The 20,527-nt window shown below is 42.8% G+C and carries 16 protein-coding genes; 3 read left to right on the top strand and 13 right to left on the bottom strand.

Features of this window, described 5'->3' with window-relative positions; translation table 11 throughout:
* The first annotated feature begins 13 nt into the window (after positions 1 to 13).
* Positions 14 to 358 (top strand): DMT family transporter, encoded by a 345-nt coding sequence (locus tag ACR63T_RS08280; RefSeq protein ID WP_472783666.1) that lies wholly within the window; start codon positions 14 to 16, stop codon positions 356 to 358.
* Positions 359 to 381: 23 nt separating this feature from the next.
* Here the strand turns inward: ACR63T_RS08280 and ACR63T_RS08285 are convergent, their stop codons facing one another.
* From ACR63T_RS08285 to surE, 4 genes are all read right to left on the bottom strand, one after another.
* Positions 382 to 2,565, bottom strand: coding sequence for an ATP-dependent helicase (locus tag ACR63T_RS08285; protein ID WP_472783667.1), 2,184 nt, complete (start codon positions 2,563 to 2,565; stop codon positions 382 to 384).
* A 59-nt stretch (positions 2,566 to 2,624) separates the two neighbouring features.
* Entirely contained in the window at positions 2,625 to 4,193 is a 1,569-nt protein-coding gene (locus tag ACR63T_RS08290) for a phosphatase PAP2 family protein (RefSeq protein WP_472783668.1), read from the bottom strand.
* A gap of 18 nt (positions 4,194 to 4,211) precedes the next feature.
* Positions 4,212 to 5,021, bottom strand: coding sequence for a LysM peptidoglycan-binding domain-containing M23 family metallopeptidase (locus ACR63T_RS08295; RefSeq protein ID WP_201569376.1), 810 nt, complete (start codon positions 5,019 to 5,021; stop codon positions 4,212 to 4,214).
* Positions 5,022 to 5,153: 132 nt separating this feature from the next.
* Entirely contained in the window at positions 5,154 to 5,954 is an 801-nt protein-coding gene (gene surE / locus ACR63T_RS08300; protein ID WP_472783669.1) for a 5'/3'-nucleotidase SurE, read from the bottom strand.
* Positions 5,955 to 6,454: 500 nt separating this feature from the next.
* Between surE and ACR63T_RS08305 the strand changes: the two genes are divergently transcribed.
* Complete coding sequence (locus ACR63T_RS08305) at positions 6,455 to 6,913, top strand: MCR_0457 family protein (protein WP_201569380.1); 459 nt, start codon at positions 6,455 to 6,457, stop codon at positions 6,911 to 6,913.
* A gap of 440 nt (positions 6,914 to 7,353) precedes the next feature.
* Complete coding sequence (locus tag ACR63T_RS08310; protein WP_305898407.1) at positions 7,354 to 8,520, top strand: D-alanyl-D-alanine carboxypeptidase family protein; 1,167 nt, start codon at positions 7,354 to 7,356, stop codon at positions 8,518 to 8,520.
* Positions 8,521 to 8,662: 142 nt separating this feature from the next.
* Here ACR63T_RS08310 and ACR63T_RS08315 read toward each other — a convergent pair whose 3' ends face one another.
* The 9 genes from ACR63T_RS08315 to rlmN form a co-directional block, all read right to left on the bottom strand.
* On the bottom strand, positions 8,663 to 10,618 hold the full coding sequence (locus tag ACR63T_RS08315) for a sensor histidine kinase (protein WP_472783670.1): 1,956 nt from the start codon (positions 10,616 to 10,618) through the stop codon (positions 8,663 to 8,665).
* 193 nt (positions 10,619 to 10,811) lie between these two features.
* A complete protein-coding gene (gene der, locus ACR63T_RS08320) occupies positions 10,812 to 12,233 on the bottom strand; it encodes a ribosome biogenesis GTPase Der (RefSeq protein WP_472783671.1) in 1,422 nt (473 codons plus the stop codon).
* Between the two features lie 162 nt (positions 12,234 to 12,395).
* Complete coding sequence (gene bamB, locus ACR63T_RS08325) at positions 12,396 to 13,604, bottom strand: outer membrane protein assembly factor BamB (protein ID WP_472783672.1); 1,209 nt, start codon at positions 13,602 to 13,604, stop codon at positions 12,396 to 12,398.
* Positions 13,605 to 13,695: 91 nt separating this feature from the next.
* Positions 13,696 to 14,511: a YfgM family protein gene (locus ACR63T_RS08330; protein WP_305898410.1), complete on the bottom strand. Its 816-nt coding sequence runs from the start codon at positions 14,509 to 14,511 to the stop codon at positions 13,696 to 13,698.
* A gap of 89 nt (positions 14,512 to 14,600) precedes the next feature.
* Complete coding sequence (gene hisS / locus ACR63T_RS08335; protein WP_305898411.1) at positions 14,601 to 15,914, bottom strand: histidine--tRNA ligase; 1,314 nt, start codon at positions 15,912 to 15,914, stop codon at positions 14,601 to 14,603.
* Positions 15,915 to 15,969: 55 nt separating this feature from the next.
* The gene (gene ispG / locus ACR63T_RS08340; RefSeq protein ID WP_472783673.1) at positions 15,970 to 17,085 is read right to left on the bottom strand and encodes a flavodoxin-dependent (E)-4-hydroxy-3-methylbut-2-enyl-diphosphate synthase; all 1,116 of its coding nucleotides are present in this window, start codon (positions 17,083 to 17,085) and stop codon (positions 15,970 to 15,972) included.
* 44 nt (positions 17,086 to 17,129) lie between these two features.
* A complete protein-coding gene (locus tag ACR63T_RS08345) occupies positions 17,130 to 17,942 on the bottom strand; it encodes a helix-turn-helix domain-containing protein (protein ID WP_472783674.1) in 813 nt (270 codons plus the stop codon).
* Positions 17,939 to 18,808, bottom strand: a complete 870-nt coding sequence (pilW, locus tag ACR63T_RS08350) for a type IV pilus biogenesis/stability protein PilW (RefSeq protein ID WP_472783675.1) — start codon at positions 18,806 to 18,808, stop codon at positions 17,939 to 17,941. Before pilW ends, ACR63T_RS08345 begins: the two co-directional genes overlap by 4 nt.
* A 229-nt stretch (positions 18,809 to 19,037) precedes the next feature.
* Entirely contained in the window at positions 19,038 to 20,219 is a 1,182-nt protein-coding gene (gene rlmN / locus ACR63T_RS08355; protein ID WP_305900308.1) for a dual-specificity RNA methyltransferase RlmN, read from the bottom strand.
* Positions 20,220 to 20,527: the final 308 nt, after the last annotated feature.

Genomic DNA, 20,527 nt, shown 5'->3' on the forward strand with positions numbered 1-20,527 from the left:
GGAGCAGCACCTGATGAACCCTGTCCTAATTGGCTACGGCTTTTTGATGCTGGCCATTATCTTTGAAGTGCTTGGTACAACCTTTTTGGTCAAGTCCGAGCAGTTCACTCGTCTAGTGCCTACCCTACTCACAGCCGTGCTGTATGTTTGCTCGTTCTACTTTTTGACTCAGACTTTAAGGACAATCCCTTTAGGTATCGCTTATGCGATTTGGGGTGGTATCGGTATTGTGCTGACGGCTATTGTTGGGCTGGTTATATTCAAGCAAAGCATCGATATACCAGCGATTATCGGTATTGGTCTGATTATCTTGGGTGTGGTGGTGATTAATGTGTTCTCGCAGACGGTTGGGCATTAGGGTTTAATGATTATATCTATTTCCTACCACCAAACAGGATCACTACTCTCTTTATGCAATTTAGCTATTTCTATCTCAACCTTATCCGCAGACAGCTCGGCGATAAATCGTGAGGGCTTATCAAAGTACCCTGAATAACTGGCAAAGTAATCAGGCGCAGTGAGATACAGGCGAGTTTTCGCACGACTACACGCCACATAGAATAGTTTACGCTCTTCCTCCAACTCCTCAAAGTCATCGATAGAGCGATGATGCGGAGTCATGCCATCGACCAGTGAATTGACAAATACCACTGGCCACTCAAGACCTTTCGAGCTATGAATGGTCGAGATCGTGACTTTATCCTTATCATCACTATCCTTATTCACATTATCGGTTGCTGCGATTGAGTCATTGGGTGGATCAAGCGCTAAATTCTCTAAGAAATTATCGAGACTATTATGCTCATTGGCTAAATTTTTGAGTACGCGAAAATCCTCGGAGCGCTCGCGCCAATTTTCCTCAATCGTTTTTAGCAGTGGAATATAGAATTCTAAAATATCCTCAATGACGGTTTCAACGGACTCTGCTTGGCTAGCTTTGGTTAATACCGTATATAAAGGCTCAAGCTGAGCGCTTTTTTTGGTAAAGGCTTTAGCTCGCAATGGTTCAAATGAATTATTATCAGTGTTAATCGCTTGAGTCAATTTAGTAGCAGTCACTCCACCGACGCCACGAAACAGGGTCAAAATTCGATGCCAAGCGATCGCGTCATTTGGGTTGTAGAGTATTTTGACAAAAGCTAAGACGTCTTTTATATGCCGTCTCTCAACGAATTTAATACCACCAACGACGATAAAGGGAATATGGCGCTCCATCAGCTCTAGCTGCACATAGTTAGATCCAAAAGAGGTACGACAGAGTATTGCAAAGTCTTTATAGTCATAGTCAGGCTTATGCTCAACGATTTTATTGGCGATATATTTCGCCTCACGGGTCTCATCACTTAGACGGCTAAATATAGGCTTTTGCCCTGCTATCGCCATATTAGAGTACAGCTGCTTTTGATAGCCAAGCGTAATCTGCTCCGATAAGCCATTGATATAGTCGAGCACCGCAGGCGTGCTGCGATAATTTTGCTCCAGCTTAATCAATTGTGCTTCTGGATAAGTCTCACCAAACAGTAAGATATTCTCATAATTAGCCCCGCGAAAGGCATAGATGCTTTGGTTATCATCACCGACGACCATGAGCGACACCGAAGCTGGCGCGGCAATAAGATCTATCAACTGCTTTTGCGGAATATTCGTATCTTGATATTCATCGACCATGATGTAGCGATAATTCTCTTGTAGCAGCGCTCTAAACTTACTGTTGGTTTTTAAATGGCTGACCACTTGACTAATAATGTCGTCAAAATCATAGAGGTGATTAGCGCGCTTATAAGTATGAAAATCAAGCGCTAACTGTTCAATAATAGGGATATGGATGGCGATATCGGGATAGTTAGTCTCAATCAGCTCACGAATATGAATACGGCGATTTCGAGAAGTTGAGAAGATATTTTGCAGCGTCTTTTTACGTGGGAATGCTTGTTTTTTAGTTTGCGCAGGGTACTTTTTTTCTTTAAATATCAGATCTATCGCATCTTCACTATCAGCGGTATCTAAGATGGTAAAGCGCGGATTGATACCTAGCAGACCTGAGTACTGACGCAGTAGTCTATTACAGAATGAGTGAAAAGTGCCACTAGTAATATCATTTAAGGTTTTAGTCGTCGGTAGAACATCTTCGGATAACTCATCGTCAGACAAGCGACTTGCCAGCAAAGTCTTGGCGCGACTTTTTATCTCGTTAGCTGATTTACGGGTAAAGGTCAGTAGCAATATTTGCTTGGGCGCAATCCCGTTCTCTAATAGATAGCTGGTACGATAAGTCAAGGTTTTGGTCTTTCCCGAACCTGCCCCAGCTATCACTAAAACCTTACCGTCAATGGTAGTCGCAGCTAATAATTGATTGGGGTTTAGCTCGCTGGCGTAATCGACTTGTAAGCCTAAATCATGTCTTAAACGCTGCTCAAGCAGCTTTTTATTCATATCAGCATCGGCATCAATTAGGTTAGCCTCTAGCTTCTCAATAGCTTGCTCTAAACGTGCCAGCTTTGGCTTGATATCAGCAAAGTTTTGTGGGTATTGATAATTTTGGGTATCGAATAGGGTTGCGCTCATTATTGACTACTGCCTTGCGATTTTAGGTTTTAATATTTTAGGCTTTAATAGTTTAGGTGTTAATATTCTAAGTTTTTGGCACTGGCCATAGCTTTAATCACGTCATTAGGTAAATATATGTCTGATAAGTGCGCATTAGGATAGTGCTGATTTATCCAATTTTTATAAGTATTTACGCTTAGCTTATCACAATATACTAAATACAAAACCTGCATCGCAATACTGCGTGAGAACCCCATCACACAATGAAAGTTAATCAGCGTCGGTTGAGGATTAGCAGATGCTTGCCTCAATTTGTTCTGATAGATGAGCTGATGTAACTGCTTAAATAACACTATCAATAGTGGCACATCTGCTCGCCTAAAGGGTTGTAAATCTAGTAACGGCAGATATAAGTAATGCGTATTAACGGTCTGAACACGGTCTTTATCTATAACAGTATTAAGCTTTGATAAATGACTATTAATCTCTGCGGCTACATCAACCACGATTAGCTGGCTAGCTTCCCTGTTATCATTCATTGATCTATAGCTAATTGGCATAAAACTATTGATAAATTTAGCTGATGATAAGCGGGCACTTGCAGAGACTAGCACCTTGTTATCAATCGTATGCCAAAGGGTACTGTTAACCATTTCACTTTGTTTATTAGCAAAATAAAGCTGACCTAAATGCGACATTATTTTATAGGCTAATAAAACAGGTGCAAAAGCTAACCAAGTGCTTAGCGTTAATTTGCCAACGCTGTTTTTACGCAAATAACGTTGATTGACTTCAATATTATTCGCTTGATAGAGCCATGACAGCAGCATAAAACTAGCCAGCCAATAGCAGGCAAAGGCTATGCTAAAATATTTAATAGCAAAATATTTGTCTATAAAAAAACTAGCGATAGCTATTAATAAAAACCCGCCAATGCCAACTGTTAGATATTTAAGTACCAAGGCGCTTTGTAATTTATGCACGATAAGCAGCACTATACCAGCCAGCACAAACCCACCTACTATATCGAGCAGATGATGCTGATAAGTAAATACCGTTGAGGCAATGATTAAAATACAGACTATGGATAGTGCTAAACGATAGATGACTAATCGCCACTTATATCGACTATACTTTTTATTAACTACGCTCCACAAGGACACGCCAAGTAGCAGCGCATAAGTGACATGTAAGGATGGCAGCTGATTAAAGGGCTTATCGGTCGCGTTTAAAAACTGATAGCCAAAGGCCGTCCAATCCATCGTTAATGGACGAATAAAACTAAAACGCGCTGGGATTAAATAGAAGACTAAGCAGGCCAATAAAGTGGCGACGATCAAACGCGCGCTCAATACGGATAGCTGGCGTGCAGTACGTACCATAAAAAAGCTGGCAATGAATACTATCATTGACCAGCTATAAGGCACTATCATGGCAGGTTTAAAAGGTATTGTGCTATCGATAGTTATCGCTAAGCTATGAATACGCTCAGGATAACGATCAAAAACTGCGGCGCTATAGGTATTGGTTAAGGTATAAAATATGGCGAATAATAGTAACGCTATTATTAAATGCTGTACGCGTAATGATAACTTTACCTTATCTTTATCAATACTAAGCTCGTTATTCCAGCTCTCATTTACCATAAATCATACTACTATCAACTAACGACCCAGTACAGATCTTGGATCGATAGGATTGCCATTTAGACGCACTTGAAACTCTAAGCCGACTTGATTGGACTGACCGCTGCTGCCCATAGTAGCGACGCGCTGACCTTTTTGAACCTGCTCACCCTCTTTGACTAATAGCTGGGTATTATGCGCATAAGCGGTAATATAATTATCGCTATGGCGGATCATAATCAAGTTGCCATACTCTGAGAGACCGTTGCCAGAATACAGCACCGTACCGCCTTGGCTGGCTACGACTGGATCGCCAACCTTACCTGCAAACCACATGCCCATATTACCTGCTGAGGCGTCAAAGTTGCGCACTACTTGGTTGGTACTTGGATAATCATAGCCTGAGGTGGAGTTGGCCGTGTTTTCATAGGCAGGGGCTGCTGGTGCTTGGTTTTGTACTGGCGCAGTATAAACGGGCGCTGAATTGACAGGCTGACGATTGCTATTGTTGTTCGCATTGTTGTTATAGATACTGGCTACCGCTTGATTGCCTTGCCATAGTACGAGCCTCTGGCCGCTATAAATAGTATATTTACTATCGAGACCATTCATAGCACCGATTTGACGGTAGCTTAAGCGGTAGCGCTCAGCTATTTGACTGACCGTATCACCACGTTTTACCACATAATAGTTAGGCACTCCTTGGCTATTGGTGATGATAGTAGGGCCTGACTGATTGTTTTGATAAGTGGGTTTAGTGGCACAGCCGCTCATAGTAAGGATGCTAATAGCAAACGCACTTGTCAGGGTTGCTGTTGCTAATGATGAGCCAAGGGAGAATCTTTTCATACGAGGTGTCCTATTTTTTTACATTGTTTTCTACATGAGTTATTACTGGTAAATTTGCTATATTTAGAGGCACTTAAGTATAGCAGTTAGTGTTTTTATTAGGGGCTGCATAGGCATTGACTTAACACTGTTTTATAACGTCAAAGCCGACAGCTTAGCTAAGGCGTCTATTGGGGTATGATGTATTCTAACAGGCGATAAGCTAATAAAGCCATCTGCTATCGCTTGAATATCGGTATCATTGGCTGATGTTGCCAAAATCATGGCGGTAGATCTGACATATGGCACCTTACGCAAACACAGCCAATAAGCCTCGCGCCCTCTAGGGTCAAGCATACAATGCACAGGATTAGCGATTGAGCTATGACCTAAACTTGTTACTTTGCGCCCCTTAATATCAGCACTACTGGCGACATCTGGAATGTTAACATTCAATACATGATAGGGCATCTGTTTGATAGTCTTTAATATAGAGGTCTCGGTAATGAGCGCAACGATTTGCGCGGCGGCCATCCGATAACGACTATATTGATCTGCTCTGCTATGACTTGCACCAACTAAAGAAGTCGCTATCGCTGGGACGCCAAATAATTGAGCGCTCAAAGCGGCGCCAAAGGTGCCTGAGAATAGCACATCCTGCCCAAGATTAGCGCCTGAATTAATCCCAGTAATCACGCAGTCAAAACCAGTCGCGCAATAGAGCTGCTGCAGGGCTAAATAAATACAATCGGCAGGCGTACCATTGACCGCTATAAACCCTGATTCTAGCGTTTGTGTATATAGCGGTTGCGAGATATTCAGCGCACTAGCACAGCCACTTTGCTCAGTATCAGGAGCGACGACAGTGACCGATCCTATTTTGGATAGCGCTTCGTATAATGCACGCAAACCTGGCGCATGCACACCGTCATCATTACTGATCAAAAACTTCATAGCGACTCACTACATTTATTTTCAAAGATTCATTGATAAAATTTATGGCTGCCAATAATAGCATCAAAACACGTGCTGGTATTTTGGAACAAGTTTAAGGTGCTTATTTTGAGGTGCCTATTTTTAGGTATGCATTTAAGATAACGATTTTAAGATAACGATTCGTAGATAATTACAGGTGATAGATTATAGATAACTACAGGCAAGAAGATATATAAAATATTGATTTTAATACCGCTATCTTCAATAAATTTAGGGGTTTGGAGTAGTTATTTAGGACCAAGAATAGCAAAAAATAGATTATATTAGACAGTAAGTCTTAACAATACAAACTTATCTGCAATGCTTAAGCAACTTATTAGTCCATGCTACCGTTATGTTGCTATAATTGGCCTTCAGGTCACAATATATCTACACATCGGTCAATATAATATGTGACTTTTGTTTTTATTCCTATTACCATAACAGCATCAAATAATGCGAAGCGAGTGTGATACTGAATGAATAATCAGCCAATGTTAGCTATAGTCTCAACCCTGTCCAAAACTCTCTCTACTAGTGCAATGAAAGCTGTAGCCAAAGTTGGCTTAGCAGGATTGGTCACCTCTGTCGCTATGCTATCCCAAGCAGCTTATGCGGCACCGAACTCAAGTACTACTATTCCTCTTGATATGTCGGGGATGAATATTACTAAGCACGAGATTGCGGTTATGCAAGTACTATCTGAAATCTGCCCGCCTATGTTAAACGGCAATCAAAAGCAGCGCTTTTATAAGTCTTACAATGTACATTTGCACGAGCTTATGCCAACGCTTGAAGACCCAAAATCAGCTATCCAATACTTATCGACTCAGCAAGACTATCGTCAGATTTTGCGAAGTATTCGTAGCTGGACGATGAGCTTCTCTAAGCAAGATAACAAAGCCATCTGTGAAGACTTAGCCAATGCAGAGTACTAAATCTAGCGTACTACACATAGCGTGTTAGGCTTAGGCACTAGTTTAGCGGCTATCAATTCGCTAAGCTAGAGCAACATTTGATTGAGCTGGTGCTATTATTTGATTTTTAATTTCAGCTTGCTGTTTACTTACTCATCCTATTGAGAAGTACAGCAAGCTTTTTTATGAGCGCAGACACGATAAGACAAACGTAGTAAAATAATTATCAGTAATAACTTTGAGCAAATTGCTCATTTGCCTATTGATGATAGCGCCTTTTTAGACTATTCTCTTCGGCAATAATTATTTGTAGTTATGCATTTCACCTTAGCCACTAAGTTGCTAAGATGATGCGTCAATCTTACGTCTAGTATTTTTTACAATTGATCTCTTATTCCAATAAGGTCAATTGCAGCTCATACTCTAGACACATCTAGTCTTATAATGTGGTGAAATAATCTATGAGCGTAAAGCGTGTAAAACAACAGTTGGCACAGTTAGTAATCGGTGTCAGTGTATCTTTGGGGACAGTCGCCGTACATGCCGCCATCACTCCCCCTACGATGGACAATACGGCCTATGTGTTAATGGATTACAACACAGGCGAGATACTGGCGCAAAAAAACGCCAATCAGCCTCTGCCGCCAGCTTCATTGACCAAAATGATGACCAGCTATATTATCGAGCAGCGCTTAGCATCAGGTGATTTGTCTGAGGATGAACCTGTACTCATGAGCGAGAACGCTTGGTGCCGTGGTAGTAGCAGCCAATCTTGCATGTATGTCCCTGTTAATAAGACCGCCAGTGTCATCGATATGTTGCGCGGTATTATCATTCAATCAGGTAATGATGCTTCTACAGCCATGGCCGAGCATATCGCAGGTTCTGAGGCATCCTTTGCTATTTTGATGAATGAGGAAGCCAAAAAATTAGGTATGGAGAATACCAATTTTGTTAATCCAACGGGTATGCCTGCTGAGACTCATAAAGCTTCAGCACTTGATTTGGCTGTATTGGCACGCGCTATTATCAAAAATAGCGGCGACTACTATAAACTTTATGCCGAAAAAGAGTTTACTTATAATGGTATTACTCAAGGCAATCGCAATGCGCTATTAGCGACAGACAGCACCGTAGATGGTCTTAAGACAGGTCATACTGATGCCGCAGGGTATTGCTTGGTAGCATCGAGCAATCGTGATGATATGCGCCTGATATCTGTCATTATGGGTACTGAAAGTCAACAGGCTCGCGCTGATCAATCGCGCGCGCTACTCAATTGGGGTTATGGTCATTTCACAACCGTCACCAAAGCACCAGCAGGACAGTTCGTAAGTAAGCTACCTGTATGGTTTGGTGAGGCCAAAGAGATCGATGTGGCAACGGGTGATAATCTACAGATTCTTACCACTAAAACGCAAAGAAATAAAATTACCACTGTAGTTGATATTCCCGAAAGCTTAGAAGCCCCTATTAAAAAGGGTCAAGAGATCGGTAAAATGCTAGCAGTCATCGATGGTAAAGCAGTCGCCTCAGTTCCTATTGTAGCGACGAGTGACATCGAGCAGGCAGGCTTTATCGGTCGTATGTGGGAGCATGTGGTACGCTGGGCGCAGAATTTATTTTAATTCGTTTTGATTAAAGTTTTTGACACCTAGTATTGATAGCGATGACTGAGTACTCACATTCGCTATTAATACTAGGATTTTTTATGACTTTATTCCAGAAATTGAAAAAATAACTTTTAATACTATTTAATTAATTAGTCAGCTAATCTCTTCCCGTCCATTTTTGTAATAACTCAACCAAAGTTTCAGGATGCTCAGGCACACTATGATAGTAGTCAATACCAGCAATCTTTAGCTCATGCTCAAACTTATATCTCTCATGCGCTCGATCCATCGGATACCAATAAATAAGCAACGTTCGGTGTTTGGTTTCGTAATCTCGCACCAATTGCGCCAGCTGCGCTACTTGCTCAGGTAAAATATCTTCGGCAAACATCATCATATCAAACCTAGCATCAGCCAATTGTGCCATCGACAGTTGCTCAATGGGCCAAAAAGTCACCTCTGCGCCCAAACGTTGTAGCTCTTTTGCCAAAAAGTCATTATCGTCAGCATGACAGTAGATGATCTTCAAACCCTCTAGTGGAGAGTGCTGCCAATTTTTATATTTATTACGTAGCGGAATAACAACGGTAAATTGGCTGCCCTCACCGACACGGCTATCCACATCAATGGATGCGGCTAGCAATTGGAGCATTTGCTTGACGATTGGCAGGCCTATACCAGCTCCCTCATATTGACGAGTTTTTGAGGAGTCCACTTGGAAAAATGGCATAAAAATATTATCAATATAGTTATTATCAATGCCAATACCGGTATCGATGACCTTGATCTGCCAACGTATACTGTGATTAAAATGAGTCAATTGCGACTCAAGAGTAATCTGCCCTTGATGGGTAAATTTGATCGCATTATCAATAAGCGCCGTTAAGACCTGCTGAATTTTATTGGCATCACCTTCAAGAGTGTAGTCAATATGATGCGTATGACTGATTAGCGCCAAACCTTTTTTTTGTGCAATAGGATCAAACTTGGCCAGTAGATCGGCAATCATTTGCAAGGGATTAAACTCACATAAATTGATCCTCACTTGACCTTTTTCAATTTTATTAAGTTGAATAATTTGCTCTAAAGTAAGCTCCAAATGTTGACTGCCTTTACTGATAATAGCTAAAGTATCTTGCTGATCATAGCTCAAATTCTGACTATCTAATAATTGCAAGCCACCTGAGATAGCATTGAGCGATGTTTTGAGCTCATGGGTAATCATACTTTGAAAGTTATATCGCTGCGTCTCAAGAGATTTATCTTTTTGCTGCAAGCGCTGCTCTAAATCTCCTAGTGCCGCATACTGCTCGCGCAGCTCGCGCAAGCGCTCAAATAAGAGAACAAAAGATTGTTTGATATGCATCAGCTCACGAAATTCGAAACGCTGCTGAATCACAGGCAGCTGTTCTAGATCAGGATTGTTGATTACCAGCTCACAAGTCGTGGCAAGCGCTGTAATATCTTTGCTTGAGCGTAACAGTTTGCGAAAAATAAAAGCCATCACTAAGATGCCTAGCACTAAGGTTAGTAGCCAAAGCGGAATAGTCTTACGTAACCATTGCATACGCAGCTTTTTAACATCTAAGGTAATATTGATATAGCCTACCAGCGCATTAGTAGCCGTTGATTGATCTACTGTAGCGCTAGTATCTAGTGCAGTATTGCCCCTTTCTAGTGACGATAGCTTTGTATTGAGCTTCTTAACTTGTGTTTGATCATCTACAGCGTAGCGGCTGGTAACTGCACGGTTGAAACTGACGGTATCTGCCAACAGCGCGTTATGCCAATCACTACTGGTTCGGTCAATGTCCGCTTGGCTAAGGTTATCAATGGGATGATCGGTGGAATAAAAAACGATATTTTGAATACTAGCTTCATCAGCTAGTAATATACTGACTTGATTGGCTACTAAATTAGCGCCATCAATCGTTGAGGCGCTGCTAGCTAATAGCTCTGCTAATTGCTGCACATGCAAGCGCTGCTGCTGATAATAGTAGACATAGCCGTAAACGAAAGACAATAAAAAAGCGATTAAAACAGCAACAGCTATCCCCTGCAACACACAGTTCCAAATAAGAATTGGGAGCGTTTTAACCGAATTTATACGCATGTCACTGAATCATGCCAATAATGTTTTAACTTATATTACCTGATATTTGACTAGGGGTTGTATAAAATTAATAGATTGATTTTAATAGCTTGTATAAGTCTGTACTTATGGGTTTTGATGATTATTAAGCACTCACTTATATAACAACTTGCCAAGACTAAAAAGCGTGTTTGCAATGCAAACACGCTGATAGTTAACGCTTCTTTTTCTCACGAGTAGTGAATTTTTGTGCTCTATTACGCTCACGCTGGCGAAGCTGTTGCGCTTTAGCTTTAGTTGGTGTATCACTTTTAGAAGCATAAGGGTTTTCATTAAGCTTGAACACGACGTTGAGTGGCGTGCCTTCAAGCTTAAATACCTCACGAAATTGGTTCTCAAGGTAACGCTGATAGCTCTTAGGTAGCGAGCCGGTTTGATTACCATGAATGACGATAACCGGTGGATTATGACCGCCGATATGAGCATAGCGCAATTTGATACGGCGACCTGAAATAGCAGGTGGCGGGTTAGCAGCGACCGCATCTTGCAAGATCTGAGTTAAGCGATTAGTCGACACTTCAAACATTGAAGAATCATAAGCACGTAAGAGTGAAGGATATAAATTGCCCACCCCAGTACCATGTAATGCTGATATTAGATGCACTTTTACATAAGGAATAAAGTTAAAACGGCGATCCATTTCGATCTTAATATAGTTTTTTTGATCTTGAGTCAAACCATCCCATTTATTGATGGCCACTACCAAAGCACGGCCCGCATCAAGTGCATAGCCAATCATATGCAGATCTTGATCAACGATACCTTCTTGCGCATCAATGACAATGACGGTCACGTTCGAATCTTCGATAGCTTGTAAAGTCTTGATTACTGAGAACTTCTCTACCTTTTCATCAATCTTACCGCGGCGACGTACCCCTGCGGTATCAATCAATACGTAATCTTTGCCATCGCGCTTATAAGGGATATAAATACTGTCACGAGTAGTTCCTGGCATATCGAACACGACGACTCGATCCTCGCCTAATAGACGATTGACTAGCGTTGATTTGCCGACGTTTGGACGACCAATAATCGCCAGCTTCAAACCTTGTGGCTCCACTATCGACTCTTTTTCTGGCATATCTGCAGTAATGACTTCAAGCAGATTACCCACACCTCGGCCATGACTAGCGGCCATAGGATAAGGCTCGCCAAGACCTAACGCATAAAACTCAGCAGGCGCCGAATCATGAGCGCCATCGACTTTATTAGCGACCACGTAGACAGGCTTGCCTAAAGTGTGCAAGAACTTACCAATCTCAGCATCAGCACCGATCATTCCTACGCGTGCGTCTACCACAAACACGACGATGTCAGCTTCATGAATAGCTGTATGCGACTGCTCAGACATATAATCATCGATATTACCGCTACCGTCATCTGCTTCACCGATACCACCAGTATCTACTACGATAAAAGCTTTATCTTCGTATTCAGCATCGCCATATTGACGGTCACGGGTCAAACCCGACAGATCAGCGACTAAAGCCTGACGACTTTTAGTAAACTGATTAAATAAAGTGGATTTACCAACGTTTGGGCGGCCAATTAAAGCGACCACGGGCTTGATACTCATGCGTTACTCTCAATGATAGTGTTTAAAAGCAAAAACAGCGAATACGCTGTTGATCACCTTAGACACTAATAAATAATAATAAAATTTTGCTAAAAACTTGCTAACAATAAGCTCATAGCTTATCAATAAAATCAAATTGGCATAACAAAACAAAAATAGCGATTAACGAGCCAGCTGCCAAACAGCGACTTGGCCTGAATTGCTTTGGGTTAGCAAGCGACTGCCTTGCACTTGTAAGGTATGCAGTGCGCCTTTGGTTTGGACGCGACTTACGATAGTACCTGTTGCTGAATCGAATAGATGTATTACCCCATCCAAGTCACCAACGGCAATATAGTTGCCTATCATCACAGGATTTGTCAATTGACGATAGCCTAGCTCATCGTTTTGCCATAACACTGCGCCGCTATTACGATCATAGGCGGCTACTTGACCTGCTAAACTGGTCGCTACTACTTGCTGAGCGTTGACTGCAAGAGACTTTAAGCTTGCTCGTTCATTCACGAATTTTACTTGTCTTGAAGCCAAGTCAATACCTAGCATCTGTCCACTATAGCTGATGGCGAACAGTTCATTATTGTCGACGATAGGTGCGCCATCGACATCACTCATACGTTCAACTTCACTGCTACCTGAGCCAACGCCAATACGACGTGACCACTGCGGCAGTCCGTTATCGACAGTAATAGCATGTAGACGACCGTCAGCGGTCGCCACTAGCGCGGTTTTATCGTCTAATAAGGTGGGCATAGCGCTGCCACGCACGCTAATATCAGGTACTTGAGTCGCAAACTGCCATACTGATTGACCATTTTGCAAAGATAATCCATGCAAAAAGCCATCATTAGCTGACAAAATGACTCGGTTATTACTGATCAAAGCTGGGCTGAGCACTGAGCCAGTTAATTGTTGCTGCCAACGCTTAGCACCTGTTGTGCTATCAAACGCCATAATCAAGCCGCTACGCGTACTAACAATAGCAGTTTGGCTAAAGTCGTCTAGTGCTACGCCACCTGTGATTTGATCGCCGACATTAACAGACCAAAGGCTTTGACCTGCGTTATTAAAACCTGATAAATCACCACCGCGTGAGGCAGTGACGATTTGATCATTACTATAGCCAACTTGTAGGCTAAGTGGATCTTTAGCACTAGCTTTTTTGCCAGCATCTACGTTGAATACAGGCTGTAGCACACTGATCGGTTGGGCGAGCTGAACCAATTTTACAGGATCATTGACCACGGGCTTAATACCTCGCTCACAGCCAACGACTGCACTGGTCATAAGCGCCAATACTGCGACATGCGTAACCATTGTTCTTATATTTTTTTTATTGACTAAGCGGTTATCAAGGCGAATAAGTAAAGTCATGGTTGGTTCTCATTACAAATAAGTGAACGATCTATAAAGGCTGAAATCTTTGCTCAAAAACTACAATCAATAGTTTAAGCTTTAAGTATATTTATTGTGCTGTTTGAGTCTCAGTATTTGCAGCGTCATCTGTTACAGGTTCTTGATTAACAGTCTCTGGATTAATAGCTGGCGCAGCAGCAGCTTGGACAAGCTCCGTAGGCGCATCGATAGACTCAGGCACTATACCCAAACTCTCCATTTTCAAAGCTAATACGGCTCGAGTTTCTTGACGCTTGCGTAGCAGCTCCCAAGCATTGTTGTAAGCCTGAACAGCAGCGTCTTTGTCATTTTGAGCCAAATAGATATCCCCTAATAGCTCTTGCTGACTGCCCTCAAAAGAGCTTGGCATATCGGTCTTAGCTTCGGTTAACGCCGCTTCAGCATCGCCTGCGGCTAGTAGAGTCTCAGCGTAACGCAAACGAGCTATGGCTGTAAGTCCTGCATCGCCAAGATCAATAGCTAGTGCCTGCTCAAAGCTCTTACGTGCTCCTGCAAAGTCATCGCTATCGACCTGTCCGCGAGCCTTTATCATTAGCGCTTGCCAAGCATAAACTGAGCTACCATGAGTGCTCACTAAAGTATCGATGTTAGCATTCAACTGCTTACGACTATCGGCAAGTGCTGTTAAAGCATCCGCTTCTAGGTCTGGATTTTGCGCCGCCAAACTGACTTGCTCATTTAACAGCTGAATATCCGCATATTGATCAGCGGCAACGGTATCGACCCGTGCATGGTTATTTTGCCAATAAGTCCAGCCAAAGTAACCTGCTAATGCCAGCAAAATAACGGTGATAATATTACCACCATATTGTTTTAACGCTTGCATTGAGCCATCTGGGTTTGACGTATTAGGGGTCAGAGCCATGAATATTTACCTAGTAAATTTATAGTAAGTGCAATCATTATGACTGTCAAATCAATAAAACACAGTCAATAAAACGAGCTATTTTATAATCAGATATTTATGTGTGTAGCAAAGTTTTGTTCGTCAGCGAGCCAGTCTTGAGCTACGCTTCGTTGCTCACCTGTTTGCATATCCTTAATACTGATCTCATTAGCGTCCAGCTCTTGCTGCGCAATGATAACCGTCAAGCGCGCGCCTGATTTGTCCGCTTTTTTCATTTGCGCTTTTAGTCCTGTAGCGCTCGCCATTCTAATACGCAAATCTGGACGCTGATAGCGAAGATTCTGGGCATAAGTCATACCTGCGCCATAAACTTCAGGATGCGCGGCAATAAAGACATCACAGGCAGCCGTTTCGCTAAAAGGAGCAACTGCGTCTATCAATAACAATAAGCGCTCAAGTCCCATCGCAAAGCCGACCGCAGGCTCAGACTTGACAGGCTTAGCATCAGCTTTATTATTGCCACGAGTGTCCGTTGATTTTAGCTGACCGACTAGGCTATCATAACGGCCACCAGCACAAACTGTAGCTTGGCTACCCAGCTTATCTGTCACCCACTCAAATACGGTTTTGTTATAATAATCAAGGCCACGCACTAGATGCGGGTTGATCTCAAACTTAATACCTAAAGCCATCAAATAGGCTTGTACTTGCTCAAAATGTGCCACACTATCTTCGCCTAGAAAGTCAGCAAGTTTTGGCGCATCAATAAGCAATGCTTGAGTACTCGCCTCTTTGCTATCTAAGATACGTAGCGGATTGGTAGTTAAACGGCGCTTGCTATCGTCATCGAGCTGATCTTGTTTATCGGTTAAATAAGCCACTAGGGCATCGCGATAAGCATGACGCTCATCAAGCTCGCCTAGGCTATTTAGTTCAAGACGCAGCTCATCTTTGAGACCTAACTGTTGCCACATCAGATGGGTCATCGCAATCAGCTCAGCATCCGCATCTGGCAGCGCACTACCAAAGCTCTCAACACCTATCTGATGAAACTGACGATAACGACCTTTTTGTGGACGCTCATAGCGAAACATAGGACCGATGTACCAAAGCTTTGGGGTATCACCGCGTAATAAGTTATGCTCAATCACTGCCCGCACGGCTCCTGCTGTGCCTTCTGGACGTAAGGTCAATGGTGTAGGTGGCTCAGACTTATCTATAAAGCTATACATCTCTTTTTCAACGATATCAGTAGCACCGCCAATAGCACGCGCAAACAGATCAGTCTGCTCAACGATAGGCAGACGAATATGCTCATAGCCATATCTAGATAACACGTCCGCTAATATAGACTCAAGCTTTAGCCACTGTGCAGACTGATCTGGCAAAATATCGTTAAACCCTTTAATAGCTTTGATCATGTGGCACTTATATCCTAAATTTTTAATTGTTATTTTTAGCCAATTTTACAAAATACTATTTTACGCGAATGATTTCATTTTCACGAGCTTTCTCGAGCACTTCCGCATGAGCGCGTACCATACCTTCGATTTCATCAACTAGATTATCCGTATCGATAAGATGGCTCTTCTCGCCCATACGGTAGACTAGTGATCGACGCGCGGCTCCTACAACACCAATATCCGCTTCTTTGGCTTCGCCTGGTCCATTAACCTTGCAGCCAATCACTGACAGATTCATCGGCTCACGAATATCCTCTAGGCGTGCTTCCAAAGCAGTCATCACCCGTATCACATCGAACTCTTGACGTGAGCAACTAGGGCAAGCAATAAAATTCACCCCGTTTGAGCGAATATTTAATGACTTGAGAATATCATAGCCAATTTTGATTTCTTCTTCAGGCTCAGCGGCGAGTGATATACGGATCGTATCGCCTATGCCATCAAGTAATAATCCGCCAAGCGCAATAGCAGATTTGACTGCACCCGTACGATAGACACCCGCTTCGGTCACCCCAAGATGTAATGGGTTATCGATCTGTGCTGATATTAGACGATAAGCATCCAAGGTCAAAAATACATTGCTAGCTTTGACTGACACTTTATATTGATCAAAGTTGAGACGATCCAAGATATCGATATGACGCATAGCGGACTCAAGCATAGCCTCGCCCGTTGGCTCAGTATATTTGCGCTGAATCTCTTTTTCTAGAGAGCCTGCATTAACACCGATACGAATAGGAATATTATGGTGACGCGCGCAAGCGACGACTTCGCGCACTTTAGCATCGCTACCGATGTTGCCAGGATTAATACGCAGACAATCAGCGCCTGCCTCGGCTACTGCTAAAGCAATCTTATGATCAAAATGTATATCAGCGATGAGTGGTACACTCACTAATTTGCGAATCTCACCAAAAGCGGCAACACTCTCCATAGTCGGTGTAGATACACGCATAAGATCTGCGCCCGCTTCTACACAGCGCTCTATTTGCGCAACAGTGCCCGGGATATCACAAGTATCCGTATTAGTCATGCTTTGTACGCTGATCGGTGCATCACCACCAATAGCAACGTCACCGACATATATATTTTTGGTAACACGGCGAACGATAGGTGCTGATGTTGACATAATTAATCCTTTTCAAATACAAACTGTAAATAAGTCTAAAAATATTAAGGAGTCAATGCGAAGCTAGCTTGCTGACCTGTTGCATACTGCTCTAAGGCAACGGGCTGTTGATTCGCAATTAGCTCAACATTATTGATATTATCAATAACAATATTAAAAGGCGGCACACCAGAGAGCTGATAACTACCTTGGGTCTGCTCACCGCTAATCAAACTATTACCATTAGCATCAATGACTCCAACTGAGGCGGTATCACTCAATTTGAACTGCAATATAGCAGTTGCTGCAACATCACCACCCAAGTTTAACGCTGAGCCTGAGGCGCCAACACTAGTATCAAGCTCATCAATAGCAGCCCCTTGGGTCTGCTCCGATAGCGTTATATCCTCAGATATAGGCGTGACTTCCTCAGTATCTTGGGTAGCATTAGTTACCATACGGAACAAAAGCACGGCTAAAATAATAAGCGCAATCACAGCTAGTATTAATAAGGGATTGAAGCGGATACGGCTGCGATTATCGCGCTGTAACGTACCCATAGGCCGCAGTGGCGACTCAATATTACCCATGGCACGCGGCTTTAGCTCATTAGGATAGGCATTATCAAAGCTACTAGCCACCTGTACAGGATCTAATCCTAAAAACTTGGCGTAGTTAATAGCGAATCCACGCGAAAAAGCCGCTTGTGGCAGATTAGCAAAATCTTCATCCTCTAAAGCTTGCAAATGACGCTTGAGTATAAATAACTCGCTTGCCACCGTCTCTAAGCTCATCTGCTTAGTCTTGCGAGCGTTTTGCAACATAACACCGAACGATTTCTGAGCGGTTGATTGATTAGTAGATGGTGGGTTGGTCATTTCCATGGAGCCTCTGGATTGTTAAGCCAAGTCTTAAGTTGTTTTGCCTCAATGCTTAAAGGATAAGCGGAGAGCAGCTGTTGTGCCAATTGTTGACGGGTCGTAGTATCGTTTTGTGCAGCCGCTAATTTGATGCCTTGTAGCAATAAGCGTGGGCTAATACCTTGACCTTTTACCAGTATCAAAGTCTCATCATAAAGCTGTTGCGCTTGGATAATACGCTGCTCTTCAAGCAACAAATCAACCAATTCTATATGGGCAATTAAGCTATTGCGATTACCCTCTAGCGCCCGTAAAAAAGCTTTGGCTGCTAAAGTATGATTATCAAGCTGTAAATAAGTCCGCCCTAAATTTTCAAGAGCTCCAATACGGCCTTCGTAACCTAGTGTCGCACCTGCAATCTCAAACTGAGCAACGGCTTCATTATAGCGCTGCATCTGTGATAAATAGACGCCATAATTATTACGCGCCTGCGTAAAGTCCGCGTCTAATGAAATAGCCTGTCTAAAGTACTGATCGGCCTTTTCAAGATTAAGACGGCTGCCTTCTTGCTGCAATAAAACGCCCATCATATCATAGGCGGGCGCATATCGGCTATTAGCAGCAAAAGCTTTTTCTAGTTGCCGCTGAGCAGCATCTAGCTCGTTTTTGCGAATGTACTGCGCTGCAAGAGAGGTACGAACGCGAGCAATCTCTTGTTTATCTGAGCTGCGACTATCTGTAGGCTCAGTTGAAGTCTGGTAACGCGTACTACCGGTTAGATCGGTGGCCGTATTAGAGGTACTTTGACAGCCTGTTGCCAATACGGTCAGCAAGACACAGCTAGCTACTTTTACTTGAAATCCTCTATTACCTGAGGAACTCAAAAGAAATAGCTTTAGGGGTTGCAGACTATCATTAGAGTCTAATTTATCACTAAGTTGACAAAAATATCTATAAATCATTATGACCGCCATAGTAGCGCTAGGATTCAATTAGCCAGTAGTTTAATAGATTTGAAGCTAATAAGTACAATTTAGTTGCTATTAATTCTACTAGCTACACTTCTATCACGGTAAGGATAGAGAAATGAAAGCAATCGGCATGGTTTAGATATTACTCAGTCGCCTCTATATTACTGGACTTTAAGTTACTACGATCTTTTATACTTTGTTGCCAAGCTGCCGAGCGTCGGGTGCGATCCGCTACTTGCCCGACCAGCTGACCACAAGCGGCATCAATATCATCACCGCGGGTTTGGCGGATAGTGCAGACAAACCCTGCTTGGCTAAGTATATTACTAAAAGCATGGATACGATTGTTACTAGACTTATCATAGCCTGCATGCGGAAAAGGATTGAATGGAATAAGATTCACCTTACTTGGCAAATCAGCTAGCAGAGCGACTAACTGTTCAGCGTGCTCATTACTATCATTGACGCCATTGAGCATGACGTATTCAATGGTCACATGCTTTTTGTGGCGCGGATTGGCATCAAACACGTAATTTCGCGCCGCTGCCATCAGCTCACTTAGAGGATATTTTTTGTTAATAGGTACCAGCTCATTGCGTAGCTCATCATTGGGCGCATGTAGCGATATCGCTAATGCCACATCGATATCTTTGGCAAGCTGATACATTTTGGGCACTACCCCTGAGGTTGACAAGGTCACGCGGCGCTTGGATAGCCCATAAGCATGATCGCTGAGCATCAGCTCCATCGAGCTGACAACAGGTGTATAGTTAAGTAGCGGCTCACCCATGCCCATCATGACCACATTGGTCACCTGATTGTCCCACAAGCTATGATCGACATGCTCAAGACTGTCATGATCATCTGTCATATAAGAAGCGTTAGCAACCCAAAGCTGACCTAAAATCTCAGCCGCGGTTAAATCCCGTTCAAAACCCTGCTTGCCCGTGCTACAAAAGCTACAGTCGAGCGCACAGCCCACTTGGGAGGAGACACATAAAGTCTTACGGCCGTTCTCTTTGCTGTCATCAGCAGGTATCAATACGGTCTCGACTAATGAGCCGCCTGTCACTTCAAACACCCATTTACGTGTACCATCATCACTATATTGACGATGAATCACCTTTGGTGGAATAACACAAGCATTAGCAGACAATTTATCACGTAATCCTTTGCTTAGATTGGTCATCTGCTCAAAGTCTGTGACCCCTTGCTGATAAATCCATTTAATCACTTGGGTAGCACGAAACGGCTTCTCACCAATGCTTTTGAAATAGTCTGCCAGCTGCGCCTGTGTCATACCCAATAGGTTGGTCTTAGCCATCGCCTCATCGGTCAGCTTGATGCTATTGAGCCTAGTGGATTTAGATGCTTTAGTTGGCGTATGTGCTTGTACTGGCTGCGTAGACGTGGCTGTATTCATAGCCGTTTTTTCGATGGTAGTGAGCGTTGACATAAGAGATGGCCTTTTTACTGAAACTGATTTTACAATTTTTAGATACTTTCATAGATGCTTTTTACAGGTACTGTTTATGAGTGCTGTTTATGAATACTACAATAAGCAATCCGTTATGAGCGCAATACTTCAGAATAAAAGCTTATGCTGATAAGGGATTGATTACGTTATAGCGG

The sequence above is a fragment of the Psychrobacter sp. M17(2026) genome (assembly GCF_055699815.1).